Here is a 14,147-nt window from a genome sequence, read left to right on the forward strand (position 1 = left end):
CGCTGGTCAGCCGCCCGGGTTCTCCATGCGTCCGCTGACCACGGCTGTGGCGATCTCCGACGTCTGCTCCTCGGTCAGCCGCACCGCGCCGTCGGCGGCGGTGATGGTGATGACCGACGGGTAGATCCGCCGGGTCACGTCCGGGCCACCGGTGGCGCTGTCGTCGTCGGCCGCGTCGTAGAGGGCTTCCACCGCGGCGCGCGCGGCGGTGTCCCGGTCGGCGTCCGGGTCGAAGCGCTTCTTGAGCGCGGACTTGGCGAACTGCGAGCCGGATCCGACCGCGTGGTAGCCGCCGGCTTCGTTGTAGCGGCCGCCGACCACGTCGTAGGACACGATCCGCCCCGCGCGATCGGGGTCCTCGGCGTCGGTGTCGTACCCGGCGAACAGCGGTACGACCGCCAGGCCCTGCATGGCGGCGGAGAGGTTCCCGCGCAGCATGGTGGCGAGCTTGTTCGACTTGCCGTCCAGGGACAGCGAGATTCCTTCGAGCTTCTCGTAGTGCTCCAGCTCAACCGCGTAGAGCTTGACGAGTTCTTGCGCGACACCGGCCGTTCCGGCGATGCCCACCGCCGAGTAGGCGTCGGTGACGAACAGCTTCTCCATGTCGCGCTGCGCGATGACGTTGCCCATCGTCGCCCGGCGGTCGCCTGCCAGCAGCACGCCGCCGCGGAAGGTGACCGCGACGATGGTGGTGCCGTGCGGTGCCTGCACGGTGCCTTCGGGCGCCTTGCGCCCGCCCGGCAGCAGTTCTGGCGACGTTTCTCGGAGGAAGTCGGTGAATGACGAGGATCCGGGGGTCAAGTAGGCGGCGGGAAGCGCCTGGCCGGGGAACTGGGCCGAGCTCTGGTCCATCAGCGACATCGTCTCCGTTCTCACAGGACTCCTGCGACAGGATGCACTGTAGTCATGATCGAGTGCGCAGCGAGAGTCACCGGGCCGGTGTTTCTCCGGCCCGGTGACCGGTTCTCGCTTCGATCGCCGCCCGGTCGCACCGGCGGCAGGGGGCCTACTGGCCGCCCTTCTGCACGTAGGCGCGCACGAAGTCCTCCGCGTTCTCCTCCAGGACGTCGTCGATCTCGTCCAGGATGGCGTCGACATCTTCGCCGAGCTTTTCGCGGCGTTCCTGACCGGCGGCCTCTGGACCGTTCTCTTCCTCGCCGTCGCCGCCGCCCTGCCGCTGAGCCTTCTCCTGAGACATCTCGCCTCCCGGTGTTGAAGTCCCGGACACCCCCGGATTCGGGGACGTCCTGCCTTGAACACTACCTAGCCGACCACCCGTTCGCCCACGCCCAGCCGGGCGTCTTTGACGATCTTTCCGACTACCTGACGTGCGCGAAACGCAGTTTCGGCGGGTCATCCCCTCGTCAGCGAGTCCACCAGTTCCTCGGCGCTGTTGCTGGCTTCCAGCAGCGCTCCGACGTGGGCCTTGGTGCCACGCAGCGGTTCCAACGTCGGGATCCGCACCAGGGATTCCCGGCCGAGGTCGAAGATGACCGAGTCCCAGGACGCGGCGGCCACCTCGGCTGGGTAGCGCTCCAGGCAGCGTCCGCGGAAGTAGGCCCGGGTGTCCTCCGGCGGGGCGCCGACGGCTTCCTGCACCTCTTCCTCGCTGACCAGGCGTTTCATCGATCCCCTGGTCACCAGGCGGTTGTAGAGGCCCTTGTCCAGCCGCACGTCGGAGAACTGCAGGTCGATCATGTGCAGCCGGGGCGAGGCCCAGCCCAGGCCATCGCGGCTGCGGTAGCTCTCCATCAGGCGCAGCTTGGCGGGCCAATCCAGCCTGTCGGCGCAGGACATGGGATCGGTGCTGAGCATGTCGAGCACCTCGCCCCAGGTGTTGAGCACGTCGCGGGAGGCGCGCTCGGCGCCGTGGGCGTCGAGGAATTCCGCGGCCCGATCGTGGTAGGCGCGCTGGAGGTCCAGACCGGTGAACCGGCGGCCGTCGGCGAGCTCCACGGACTGCTTCAAGGTCGGGTCGTGGCTGATCAGGTGCACCGCTTGCACCGGGTCGGCCAGCTTGAGGTCGTCGAACCGCAGCCCGTTCTCGATCATGTCCAGCACGAGCGCCGTGGTGCCGAGCTTGAGGTACGTCGCGGTCTCGGCGAGGTTGGCGTCGCCGATGATGACGTGCAGCCGCCGGTACTTGTCGGCGTCGGCGTGCGGTTCGTCGCGGGTGTTGATGATGCCGCGCTTGAGCGTGGTCTCCAGGCCGACCTCGACCTCGATGTAGTCCGAGCGCTGGGACAGCTGGAAGCCCGGTTTCTCGCCTGCCTGGCCGATGCCGACCCGGCCGGACCCGCACATCACCTGCCGGGAGGCGAAGAACGGCGTCAGACCACCGATCACGGAGGTGAAGGGGGTGTTGCGGGCCATCAGGTAGTTCTCGTGGGTGCCGTAGCTGGCGCCCTTGCCGTCGACGTTGTTCTTGTAGAGCTGTATCGGCGCGGTGCCGGGCACGCTGGCCGCGCGCATCGCGGCCTCCTCCATCACGCGCTCGCCTGCCTTGTCCCAGATGACCGCGTCGCGCGGGTTGGTGACCTCGGGCGCCGAGTACTCCGGGTGCGCGTGGTCGACGTAGAGCCGCGCGCCGTTGGTGAGGATGACGTTGGCCGCGCCGAGGTCGTCGCCGTCCGAACCGTTGGACTGCTGAGCCGCTGAGCTGAGGTCGAACCCGCGCGCATCGCGCAACGGCGACTCGACCTCGTAGTCCCACCGGGCACGTCTCGCCCGGGGGATCTCGGCCGCCGCCGCGTACGCCAGCACGATGTGGGTGGAGGTCAGCACCGGATTGGCGCTGGAATCGCCCGGTACGACGATGCCGTACTCCACCTCGGTTCCCATGATCCGCCGCATACCTCGCAGAGTACGGGGTATCGGCGACCGAGCAGAGTGCTTGAAGCAACAGGTTCGCCGATCGTGCCCCGAAACCGCTGCACCGACCGGGTGGCACGATCGTGGTGTGGGTGCGGATGAGGAGCAGGTCGCGCTGTACGACGCGGCCGGGCGTGTCGTGGGCCGGACTTCGAGGCGCGAGATGCGCGAGCGGGGCTCGTGGCACGCGGCGGCGGCAGTCCTGGTGGTCTCCGGCGACGGCCGGCGGATCTACGTGCACCGGCGCACCGACACCAAGGACGTCTACCCCGGCATGCACGACTGCGCCGCCGGAGGCGTGGTCGGCGCAGGCGAGGACCCGTACGACGCCGCTCGCCGCGAGCTGGCCGAGGAGCTCGGCGTCCACGCCGAGCCGGAGTTCCTGTTCCGCGAGGACTTCGTGCAGGGCACCGTCCGCTACCACGGTTTCCTGTTCCAGGCGAGCTGGGACGGGCCCGTGGTGCACCAGCCCGAGGAGGTCGCCGACGGGTGGTGGATGCCCATCACCGAACTGCGGCAGCGCCTGGACGACCCGGACTGGCCGTTCGTGCCGGACGGCCGCCAGTTCGCCCTCCGCTGGCTCCGGTCCCGCGAGGAGCCGGCTGACACCACCGGGTCACCCCGATGACCGGAGCTCCGGCCGGACGCTGACGGTCAGGGTCCTAGTGCCACGGGAGTTCGGCCCGGTCGCCCCAGTAGGTGGCCGGATCCGATGCCTGCGACTTCAGCGCGGCCAGGTCCTGGTCGCCGAGCTCCACGTTCACGGCCTGGAGGTTGGTCTCCAACTGTTCGACGCTGGCGGGGCCGAGCAGCACCACGTCGGCCCACGGCTGGGCCAGTGCGTGGGCGACGGCGACGGCGTCCGTCCCGACGCCGTGGCGCGCGGCGATGGTGGCGACCTCGTCCGGCGGTTTCATCGCGAGCCGGCCGTTGGCCAGGGTTTCCTTCAGCAGGACCCGCCACCCGCCGGTGTGCACCTCGTTGAGGACCCGCCCGACCGACGGTTCGAGGGTGTTCCAGGTCGACTGCACGGCGCTGAACAGCTGCGTGCCGCCGACCTCCAGCTCCCAGGCCCGCTCGATGCTCTCGCCCTGCGCGGCGCCGCTGGTGGAGAACCCGAGGCGCACTCCGGAGTCTCGGATGCGGGCCAGCTCGTGCTGCAGCTCCATGTCCTCGAACAGCGGGCTGGCGTTGGTCAGCGAGTGCACCTGGTACAGGTCGATGCGATCGCCCAGCAGCGCGCGGGTCTCGGCCCACTGACCGCGGAGCCGCTCCAGCGAGTGCTCCTTGATCTCGTGGACCTCGGTCTCGATGCGCCACTGCGCGACGTAGGCGTAGCCCCACTTGCTGGAGACGGTCACGTCCTCGTGGCCCCGCTCCCCCAGCCAGTCGGCCAGGAACTGCTCGGCGCTGCCGTAGGAGCGGGCGGTGTCGACCCAGCGGATGCCGCGCGCGTAGGCGGCGTCCAGGACGGCGCGGGTCCGTTCGCGCATCGCTTCGGCGGTGCGCTGCTGCGGGAGCACGTCGGCGCGACCCACGTTGATGTAGGCGGGTCTGCCCAGCGCGGCCAGCCCGAGTCCCAGTCGCTGCACGGGCTTCTGCGCGGAGATCATGCCTAGCAACGTAGCCCGTCGCGAAGCGGCCCGCACGAGCTCGGGGCCGCCACCCCGAAGTGGGGTGACGGCCCCGAAGCACCGGCGGCCGCGCGGGTCCTTACAGGTACTGACCCGTGTTGGTGGCGGTGTCGATCGCTCGGCCGGATTCCTGGTTCTTCCCGCTGACCAGGGTGCGGATGTAGACGATCCGCTCGCCCTTCTTGCCGGAGATGCGGGCCCAGTCGTCCGGGTTGGTGGTGTTGGGCAGGTCCTCGTTCTCGGCGAACTCGTCGATGATGGCGTCCTGCAGGTGCTGGACCCGCAGGCCGGGCTGGTTGGTCTCCAGCACCGACTTGATCGCCGCCTTCTTGGCCCGGTCCACGATGTTCTGGATCATCGCGCCGGAGTTGAAGTCCTTGAAGTAGAGGACTTCCTTGTCACCGTTGGCGTAGGTGACCTCCAGGAACCGGTTCTCGTCGGTTTCGGCGTACATGCGCTCGACCGTGGCCTGGATCATCGCGTCCAGGCACGCGGAGTTGTCGCCGCCGAACTCCTTGAGGTCTTCCTCGTGGATGGGCAGTTCCGTGGTGAGGTACTTGGAGAAGATGTCCTTGGCCGATTCGGCGTCCGGACGCTCGATCTTGATCTTCACGTCGAGACGGCCGGGCCGCAGGATCGCCGGGTCGATCATGTCCTCGCGGTTGGAGGCACCGATGACGATGACGTTCTCGAGCCCTTCCACACCGTCGATCTCGCTCAGCAGCTGCGGGACGATGGTGGTCTCCACGTCGGAGGACACACCGCTGCCGCGGGTCCGGAAGATCGAGTCCATCTCGTCGAAGAACACGATCACCGGCGTGCCCTCGGAGGCCTTCTCCCGAGCGCGCTGGAAGATCATCCGGATGTGCCGTTCGGTCTCACCGACGAACTTGTTGAGCAGCTCGGGGCCCTTGATGTTCAGGAAGTAGGACTTCGCCTGACCATCGTCGTCGCCTCGCGCCGCGGCCACCTTCTTGGCCAGCGAGTTGGCCACCGCCTTGGCGATGAGCGTCTTACCGCAGCCCGGTGGTCCGTAGAGCAGGACGCCCTTGGGCGGGCGCAACTGATACTGCACGTAGAGGTCGGAGTGCAGGAACGGCAGCTCCACGGCATCGCGGATCTGCTCGATCTGCCCGCCCAGGCCACCGATGTCGCGGTAGCCGACGTCGGGCACCTCCTCGAGCGTGAGGTCCTCGACCTCGGCCTTGGGCACGACGTCGTAGGCGTAGCCGGCCTTGCTGTCGACCAGCAGGGAATCGCCGGACTTGAGCCCGGAGTCGGCCAGGGGTTCGGTCAGCCACACGACGCGTTCCTCGTCGGTGTGCCCGGTCACGAGCGCGCGGGGGGCCTCGCCCTCGGCGTAGGACAGGATCTCCCGGAAGGAACACACCTCACCGGTCTGCTCGAACGCGCCCGCCTCGACCACCGTCAGGGCCTCGTTGAGGCGAACCGACTGCCCCAGCTTCAAGCCCTCGATCTCGACGTTCGGCGACACCGCCACCCGCATCTTGCGACCGGAGGTGAATACGTCGACCGTGCTGTCCTCGTAGCCGTGCAGGAACACGCCGTACCCGCTCGGGGGTTGGGCGAGGCGGTCGACCTCCTCGCGCAGGGCCGTCAGCTGGCCTCGCGCTTCTTTCAGGGTCTCGGTGAGTTTGGCGTTCCGTTCGGTGAGCTGGCTCACTCTCTCGGATGCCTCGGCCAGCCGCTTTTCCAGCAGGCGGGCCTGTTGAGGAGACTCGTTGAGCCTGCGGCGAAGCAGTGCGACCTCGTCTTCGAGAAGACGGATCTGGCTGCGGAGCTCCGCGGAGCCCGCACCCTGCTCGCCGTCGCCCTCCTCAGGCCGGCTGCCGGGACGGTCGTGCTGCATGTCGGCACCCTCCTCCCGTGCTCGTACCACCACGGTACCGGCGATCACCGACGACGGCGGCGTCGTGAGGTGTCCGCCGGATCGCCCAGCGTGCCACAGAAATCCCCGAATACCCATGACTTAAACAAGGTTGTTCCTCCCGCGTTACATCGTGGCTGGTCGGGGCGGATACGGTGGGTTGTCGATCATGGTCCGTTCGATACTCCCGGAGGGGTCGCCGACACCCCCTCGGAAACCCCGCGACCACGGGTTTTTCCGTTGCGCCACAGCGGTCGTGTGCGCTCTGCGATCAACCGGGTTAACCACTCCGGCATCCGGGTGGCATTTCATCGGGAGCCGCGCGACTTCTCCCATCATTTGGAACAACTTGCGGCGTCCGGACATTCCGGACTCCCGATGAGGAGCTCGACTTAGGTTGTAATCCGGTTACTCCGCAACCGCGGGCCGAAAGCCTCTGGTCTACTTACCGCCGCTAGCGCACAACCCGGCGTCGAATGCCGCAAGAACACTCCTGGGAGGAGTCCATGACCTATCCGCCGCAGCAGCCTGGACAGGGCGGGTGGGGGCAGCAACCCACGGGGAACGGATTCCCCCCTCAGCCTTCCGGCAACCCGCAGCAACAGCCCAACTGGTACGGCAACCAGCACACCGGATGGGGACAGCAGGGCCCGGAGCAGGGACAACCCGGCCAGATGCACCCGGGTCAGCCGCAACCCGCGCAGCCGCAGCAGCCCGGCCAGCCGATGCCGCCGCAGTGGGGCAGCGAGTTCGGGCCGGGTTCCTGGCTCAACGAGCCGGGCGGCTTCGGCGACGTCGAACCGCCGGAACCGCAGAAGTCGAAGCTGCCCGTGATCCTCGGGATCGTCCTGGGCGTGCTGGTGCTCGCCGGCGCGGGCGTCGGCCTCTTCTTCTGGCTCGGCAGCGGACCCGGCGAGCCGCGTCCGGTCGCCCAGGAAGTCGTGTCCAAGGTGAACGCGGGCGACTTCGGCACCATCGGCGCGCTGTTCTGCGACTCCAACAAGAGCCAGCTCAACACCGCGGTCGGCCAGCTCAAGCAGTGGAAGTTCGACGTGCGCCTGGGCGAGGTCACCCGCAACGGTGACAAGGCCTCGGCTCGGCTCACCGGAACCTACGAAGCCGACGGAGCGTCCCAGCCGGTGGACCAGACCATGGGCCTGGTCGTCGAGAGCGGCGAGTGGAAGGTCTGCGACCTCGGCGGGTAGCCGGGGGCGTTTTCAAGGGGAACAACAGAAGAGAATCAGGGGGATTCCACGTGACGTACCCACCGCAGCAGCCGCCCGGACAGGGCGGGTGGGGGCAGCAGCCCGGTGGCCAGTACCCGCAGCAACCCGGCGGGCAGTTCCCGCCCAGCGGCGGCCAGCAGCACCCGCAGCCGGGCGGCGCCTACCCGCCGAGCGGCGGCCAGCAGTACCCGCAGCAACCCGGTGGCGCCTACCCGCCCAGCGGGGGCCAGCAGTTCCAGCAGGGCGGCTACCCGCAGCAGTACCCGAACCAGTTCGGCGGTTACGGGCAGCCCCCGAAGAAGAAGTCCCCGCTGCCGTGGATCCTCGGCGGTCTCGGCGGCCTGGTCGTCATCGGCGTCATCATCGCCCTGGTCGTCGTCTTCACCGGCGGCCCCGGTGATCCCAAGGCCGTGGCGCAGGACGCCGTGGAGAGCATCAACGCGAAGGACTTCGCGGCGCTGCAGTCCGTCAGCTGCAAGAAGGAGCGAGCGGGGCTGCAGGAGGTCATCGACTCGATGGAGGGCAAGGGCGGTGACGTCGCCCAGCTCAAGGAGCTGGGGCTGACCGACGCCGACGTCAAGAAGTTCGTCGACGGCTTGTCCTTCCGCGCCACCCTCGGCCCGGTCGTCGACAACGGCGACGACACCGCCACGGCGAAGGTCACCGGCGAGATGCGGGCGACCGGCACGGTCATGGGCAGGGACCTGAGCCAGATGCCCCCGTTCCCGCTGGACGAGGACTTCAAGATGGTCGTCGAAGGCGGCGAGTGGAAGATCTGCTGACGTCCGGCCCCGGATGTCAGGACGGCCCGCACCGAGCGATCGGTGCGGGCCGTTCTGACGTCTGGATCAGCCCTTGCTGGGGCGGCGCTGGACGCGCGGGGGTGTGACTCCGTCGGCGAGGCGGCGGGTGGTGAGCAGGAACGCCGTGTGGGCGACCATCCGGTGCTCGGGGCGGACGGCCATGCCGACGACGTGCCAGGGCCGCAGCAGCGTTTCCCACGCCTGCGGTTCGGTCCAGTTCTGCTGCTCGCGGATCGCTTCGGTGACCCGGGAGAGCTGGGTCGTGGTCGCCACGTAGACGATCAGCACGCCGCCGGGGTTCAGCTTCTCCTTCACCAGCTCCAGCACGTCCCAGGGAGCGAGCATGTCGAGCACGATGCGGTCGACCGGCTCGCCGTCGTACTCCAGCAGGTCGCCGAGCCGCAGGTCCCAGTTCTCCGGGATCTCGCCGAAGAAGCGCTTCACGTTGCGCTCGGCGTGCTCGTGGTGGTCCTCGCGCACCTCGTAGGAGGTGACGCTGCCCTCCGAACCGACCGCGCGCAGCAGCGAACAGCTCAGCGCGCCGGAACCGGCACCGGCTTCCAGCACCTTCGCGCCCGGCCGGATGTCGCCCCACATCAGGATCTGGGCGGCGTCCTTGGGGTAGATGACCTGGGCGCCGCGCGGCATGGACAGCACGTAGTCGGCCAGCAGCGGGCGCAGCGCCAGGAACGACGTGCCGCCTGCGGAGACCACCACCGAACCCTCCGGCTGCCCGATGAGGTCGTCGTGCGCGAGCGCGCCGCGGTGGGTGTGGTACTCCCCTCCCTTTTCCAGCAGGACCGTGTACTTGCGCCCCTTGGGGTCGGTCAACTGGACCCGGTCGCCGGGCTGGAACTCACCGCTGACGGTGCTGCTCAACTGCTGCCTACCTTCTCCACGCTCACCTCGCGTGCTCGATGCACGGCGAACCATCGTCGCAGACCGACCGGTCTTCACCCCCGCCGGGAGCGCAGCGCGGAGCGCAGGTCTTCGCGGCGGAGCACGCCGCTCGGACGACCCTCGGAGTCGATGACGAGGAACTGCCACGCCAGCACCGACTGCACCCTCTCCAGCACGGCGTCCGGGGACTCGCTGTCCAGCAGGATCGTGTCCGCCTCGACCGGTTCGGCGGCGCGTTCGGCAGGCTCGTTCGGGGCGTGGGTGGCCAAGCGCTCGGCGGCAGTCTGGTCCAGCAGGCCGACCGCGATGCCGTCGGCCCTGACCAGCACGACACCGCGCCCTGCGGCGGCCACCAGCGCGTCGGAGACCGGGCTCTCCGCGGGCAGCTGCAGCACCGGGCGCACGAGATCGGACAGTTCGAGCCCGCTGGGCCAGCGGCGGCGCTGCTCCGCCTGGTGCTCCGCGCTCGCCCCCGCCACGACGAACCAGGCCATCAGCACGCACACGCCGAGGCGCAGCCACTGGTCCTCGGCTCCGCTGAACAGCCCGACCAGCGCGTAGACCAGCAGTGCGACGGCGACCGCACCGGCGCCCACGACGCCGGCCGTGGTGCCCGCGACGCGGCGTCCGGTGACCTGCCACAGCAGCGCCCGCAGCATCCGCCCGCCGTCCAGCGGCAGTCCGGGCAGCAGGTTGAACACGCCGACGGCGAGGTTGGCCACGCAGGTCTGGGCGACCAGCAGCCAGATGGCACCGCCCGGCGTCATGGCGTACCAGGCGATGCCCGTCGCACCGGCCAGCACCAGCGACACCGCGGGGCCGGCGGCGGCGATCAGGCCTTCCTGGGACGGTCTGGGCGGCGTGCGGGAGATCTCGGAGAGACCGCCGAGCAGGAACAACCGCACCCGCCGCACCGGCAGCCCCATCCGCAGCGCGACGATGCAGTGCCCGAGCTCGTGCAGCAGCACCGACGCCGCCAGCAGCACCGTGAACACGGCCGCCAGCACCGCGCTCGCCCACACCCCGGCGCCGGGCAGGATGCGACCGACCATGGGCGTGTAGAGCAGCACGATGAGCGCGGCGCCGAGCCACCAGGATGTGGACAGCAGCACCGGCACTCCGGCCACTCGGCACAGCAGCAACCCGCCGTCGTCGAGCTTGGGCCGGACGGGCGAGGACGCGGTCGGCGGCATGGCCGAAGGGTAGTCCGTCGGAGGTGAGGCGACTGTGACGCCCGGATGCCGTGACGCGAATTCGCGACGATGTCGATCGGAGGTCCCTCCCGCGCCGACGTGGTGTCAGGCGGTTTCGTTAAGGTCCGTGGTCATGGCCGAGACCGTGCAGCAGGAAACCGCCAAGCCCGCGGACGCGACCCGGCGGCGTCCGGCGCTCTCGCCTTCGCGGGCCGGGGATTTCAAGCAGTGCCCGCTGCTCTACCGCTTCCGCGCGGTGGACCGGCTGCCGGAGAAGCCGACGCGCGCGCAGGTGCGCGGCACGGTCGTGCACTCGGTGCTGGAGCGGCTCTACGGCCTGCCCACCGAGCAGCGCGACCGGCAGCGGGCGGGAGATCTGCTGACACCGGCGTGGGAGGAGATCCTCGCCGAGCAGCCTGAGCTGGAGCAGCTGTTCGAGGGCCCGGACGATCCCGAGCTGGCCCAGTGGCTGACGTCCGCGAGCAGCCTGCTGGACGCCTACTTCGAGATGGAGGACCCGCAGCGGCTGCAACCCGAGTCGTGCGAGCTGCGGGTGGAGACCGAGCTGCCGTCGGGTGTGCTGCTGCGCGGTTTCATCGACCGCGTGGATGTCGCCCCGACAGGTGAAATCCGCTTGGTGGACTACAAGACCGGCAACGCTCCGCGTGAGATCGGCGAAGCCAAGGCGATGTTCCAGATGAAGTTCTACGCCTTGGTGCTGTGGCGGTTGCGCGGTGAGGTTCCCCGGCAGCTGCTGCTGATGTACCTGGCCAACAAGCAGAAGCTCGCCTACTCCCCCGACGAGGACGAGCTGCGCCGCTTCGAGCGCACGCTCGAAGCGATCTGGCAGGCGATCCTGCGCGCGGGCAAAACCGGGGATTTCCGGCCGAATCCGAGCAAGCTCTGCGACTACTGCGATCACAAGGCCCTCTGCCCTGCCTTCGGCGGCACCCCGCCGCCCTACCCCGGCTGGCCGGAAGACCCCACCACCAACGAAGAGTCCATCCTGGACCGAACGGACTGAGGTAAACGCGCCGCCAGGTGAGCGACACCGCCGCGCGGACTCGGTTCCTGCTGGGGGACCAGGTCGAAGTTCTCATGAAAACTTCCCCACCCCAGGCAACCGGCGAAGCCGGTTTCTCAGTGCCCCACGCAAGCAACCGGCACCGCCGCGGGTTCTCAGACGCCTTCTGGGGAGGACAGCCGTAGCGCCGCGTATCCGTTCCATACTCAAGTCTCGGATCCCGGACCCAGAAGGCGTCTGAGGTTCCGCATCCCGCACCGCAAAGCAAACAGACCACTGAGTAGTTGCAGTAGAACCCGCACCGCGAAGCAGCGAGCTCCCTGAGCAGATGCGGTGAACCGGCACAACAGAAGCAAATCCGTCGGTAGCACCCGATGAACGGGACGATCAGTCCTCGTACGGGTCGTAGTTGGCCGCGGTGCCGTACTCGCCGGCCTGCGTCTGGTCGATGACCGCGAACCGCGCGCCCGTCGGGTCCCGCAGCACGGCCATCCGGCCGATGCTGGAGTCGTAGGGATCGACCCGGACGCGGCCGCCGTTGGCGATGGCCGTGCGGACGAGCTCGTCGGTGCCGATGTCCGGGTCGGCCCCCAGGTACAGCAGCCAGTGCGGGTGGGTGGATTCGGTGATGAAGTCGCGGATCATGCTGACCCGGGCCAGCACGGATTCTTCGCCGAGGTACCAGACCGAGTAGTCCGAGCGGTGCACGGTGCCGAACTGCTCCGCGCTGTAGCCGAACAGCTCCTGGAAGAAGTTGTCGGCGGCCTGCGCCTTGATGGTGACCAGCTCGGCCCACATCAGGGTGCCTGGCAGCCCGACGTCGAACTGCCAGGACTCCTCCGGTTCGAGCAGCCCGAACTCCGCGTCGGAGGGGCCCATCAGCACGGCCTTGCGGCCCACCCTGGGCACCGTGTTCAGCGGCACGGTCTGCACGGCGCCGTGCTCTTCGGCTTCGGCGACCTTCTCCGCGCAGTCGGCAGCGGCGAGGTAGAGCCGCCACATCGACTGGTCACCGGAGGCCGCGCGCAGGCTGGCGACCGGGAAGCCGTCGCGCAGCGCGATGACGTGTTCCCCGGACACCGGGTCGGAGTGGGTCTCGTACTCCCAGTCGAACAGGTTCGCGTAGAACTCACGGGCTTTCTCGAGGTTCGTCGTGATCAGCTCGATCCAGCAGGGCATACCTGCGTAGAGCTGCCACTGCGGCGGCGTTTTCCCCGGGACCACTACTGCCATGCCAACCCCCATCGGCGTCGCCCAAGATCGTCACCGTCGAAAATACGCCTCCGGTGTGACAACCGCGGACGCGCCGGACCAACTCGCGCTCACCCGACCCAGCGTCCCCCGACGAGGGCCAGGTGAACACGATTGAGACACCTGTTCGCCCGAATGGCGCAACCACTCCCAGTTTAGGTCCAAACTGAGCCGACAAAACGGACATGATCATGGCTCGGTTTGGACTAGGGAGTCGTTTCGGGATGCGGCGGAGCCGTTGCTCCAGGTGTGGGACTCAGCCCGCACCGCCGCGGGTTCTCACACGCCGTCTGGGTGAGTACGCCGCGACGCCGTGTATTGGCATACAAAAGGAGTAGCGCACGGAGCCCAGGCGGCGTGTGAGGTTCCGCCACCCGCACCGCCAAGCAAGGCGATCCTGCAAGAACTCCTAAAACCGGCCGTTGCTCAGAGGCGGCAGGCTCGGATGTCGGAGGAGAGGATCGCCTTGGCTCCCACTTCCACGAGCCGGTCCATGATCGCCGGGGCGTCCTTGCGGGACACCATGGCGCGGACCGCGACCCAGCGCTCGTCGGCCAACGGCGACATGGTCGGCGAGCCGAGTCCCGGGGTCATCTTCGTGGCGTCGTCGATCAGTTCCTTCGGGCAGTTGTACTCCAGCATCACGTACTGCTGGGCGAACACCACGCCCTGCAACCTCGCGATCAGCTGGTTCTTCACCTGCTCCTGGTCGGAGCCGCGACGTTCGAGGACCACCGCCTCGGACTTGCAGATCGGGTCGCCGAAGGCCACGAGCCCGTGCTGGCGCAGAGTGCGGCCCGACCCGACGACGTCGGCGATCGCGTCGGCGACCCCGAGCTGGATGGAGATCTCCACCGCTCCGTCCAGGCGGATCACCTCGGCCGTCACCCCGTAGCGGGCGAGATCGTCGGCCACCAGCCGCGGGTAGGAGGTCGCGATGCGCTTGCCCTGCAGATCGGACACCGTCCACTCACCGGCCTCGGCGGGCGCCGCGTAGCGGAAGGTCGACCCGCCGAACCCCAGCGCCAGGCGCTCGTCGACCGGTGCTCCGGAGTCGAGCGCCAGGTCGCGTCCGGTCAGACCGAGGTCGAGCTCACCGGAGCCGACGTAGATCGCGATGTCCTTGGGCCGCAGGAAGAAGAACTCGACCTCGTTGGCGTTGTCGATCACCGTCAGGTCCCGCTGCTCATGGCGCTGCCGGTACCCGGCTTCCGCGAGCATCTCGGACGCGGGACCGGCAAGCGTGCCCTTGTTGGGCACTGCGACGCGCAGCATGGGGAACTCCTCCTGGGACAGCACTCGGCTTGACGAACCGGGAACGCGGACGCCCACCGGTTCGAGATCTCGGAGCTCATGT

Annotated in this window: 13 protein-coding genes; 4 read left to right on the forward strand and 9 right to left on the reverse strand. The window is 68.8% G+C overall.

What is annotated here, in order from left to right; translation table 11 throughout:
- Positions 1–6 precede the first annotated feature (6 nt).
- From prcB to dop, 3 genes are all read right to left on the reverse strand, one after another.
- A complete protein-coding gene (prcB, locus tag ACYVF3_RS29265) occupies positions 7–852 on the reverse strand; it encodes a proteasome subunit beta (RefSeq protein WP_461157562.1) in 846 nt (281 codons plus the stop codon).
- A gap of 154 nt (positions 853–1,006) precedes the next feature.
- Complete coding sequence (locus ACYVF3_RS29270; protein WP_125089420.1) at positions 1,007–1,198, reverse strand: ubiquitin-like protein Pup; 192 nt, start codon at positions 1,196–1,198, stop codon at positions 1,007–1,009.
- Between the two features lie 155 nt (positions 1,199–1,353).
- Entirely contained in the window at positions 1,354–2,853 is a 1,500-nt protein-coding gene (dop, locus tag ACYVF3_RS29275) for a depupylase/deamidase Dop (RefSeq protein WP_461157503.1), read from the reverse strand.
- A 106-nt stretch (positions 2,854–2,959) separates the two neighbouring features.
- On the opposite strand from dop, the gene ACYVF3_RS29280 reads away from it, so the two are divergent.
- On the forward strand, positions 2,960–3,499 hold the full coding sequence (locus ACYVF3_RS29280) for an NUDIX hydrolase (protein ID WP_461157504.1): 540 nt from the start codon (positions 2,960–2,962) through the stop codon (positions 3,497–3,499).
- 34 nt (positions 3,500–3,533) lie between these two features.
- Here the strand turns inward: ACYVF3_RS29280 and ACYVF3_RS29285 are convergent, their stop codons facing one another.
- On the reverse strand, positions 3,534–4,484 hold the full coding sequence (locus ACYVF3_RS29285; RefSeq protein WP_461157505.1) for an aldo/keto reductase: 951 nt from the start codon (positions 4,482–4,484) through the stop codon (positions 3,534–3,536).
- A gap of 100 nt (positions 4,485–4,584) precedes the next feature.
- A complete protein-coding gene (gene arc, locus ACYVF3_RS29290; RefSeq protein ID WP_145736945.1) occupies positions 4,585–6,375 on the reverse strand; it encodes a proteasome ATPase in 1,791 nt (596 codons plus the stop codon).
- A 524-nt stretch (positions 6,376–6,899) separates the two neighbouring features.
- On the opposite strand from arc, the gene ACYVF3_RS29295 reads away from it, so the two are divergent.
- Positions 6,900–7,598 carry an Rv0361 family membrane protein gene (locus ACYVF3_RS29295; RefSeq protein ID WP_461157506.1) on the forward strand — a complete coding sequence of 233 codons (699 nt, stop codon included), beginning with the start codon at positions 6,900–6,902 and terminating at the stop codon, positions 7,596–7,598.
- Between the two features lie 50 nt (positions 7,599–7,648).
- Positions 7,649–8,401: an Rv0361 family membrane protein gene (locus ACYVF3_RS29300; protein ID WP_461157507.1), complete on the forward strand. Its 753-nt coding sequence runs from the start codon at positions 7,649–7,651 to the stop codon at positions 8,399–8,401.
- Positions 8,402–8,467: 66 nt separating this feature from the next.
- On the opposite strand, the gene ACYVF3_RS29305 is transcribed toward ACYVF3_RS29300, so the two are convergent.
- Positions 8,468–9,301, reverse strand: a complete 834-nt coding sequence (locus ACYVF3_RS29305; protein ID WP_461157508.1) for a tRNA (adenine-N1)-methyltransferase — start codon at positions 9,299–9,301, stop codon at positions 8,468–8,470.
- A 74-nt stretch (positions 9,302–9,375) separates the two neighbouring features.
- Positions 9,376–10,515, reverse strand: coding sequence for a site-2 protease family protein (locus tag ACYVF3_RS29310; RefSeq protein WP_461157509.1), 1,140 nt, complete (start codon positions 10,513–10,515; stop codon positions 9,376–9,378).
- 133 nt (positions 10,516–10,648) lie between these two features.
- On the opposite strand from ACYVF3_RS29310, the gene ACYVF3_RS29315 reads away from it, so the two are divergent.
- Positions 10,649–11,539, forward strand: coding sequence for a RecB family exonuclease (locus ACYVF3_RS29315; protein WP_461157510.1), 891 nt, complete (start codon positions 10,649–10,651; stop codon positions 11,537–11,539).
- A gap of 387 nt (positions 11,540–11,926) precedes the next feature.
- On the opposite strand, the gene ACYVF3_RS29320 is transcribed toward ACYVF3_RS29315, so the two are convergent.
- Both ACYVF3_RS29320 and hisG read right to left on the reverse strand, forming a co-directional pair.
- Positions 11,927–12,772: a VOC family protein gene (locus ACYVF3_RS29320; RefSeq protein ID WP_461157511.1), complete on the reverse strand. Its 846-nt coding sequence runs from the start codon at positions 12,770–12,772 to the stop codon at positions 11,927–11,929.
- Positions 12,773–13,216: 444 nt separating this feature from the next.
- Complete coding sequence (gene hisG, locus ACYVF3_RS29325) at positions 13,217–14,065, reverse strand: ATP phosphoribosyltransferase (RefSeq protein WP_461157512.1); 849 nt, start codon at positions 14,063–14,065, stop codon at positions 13,217–13,219.
- Positions 14,066–14,147 lie beyond the last annotated feature (82 nt).

Source organism: Saccharopolyspora tripterygii, assembly GCF_054778355.1.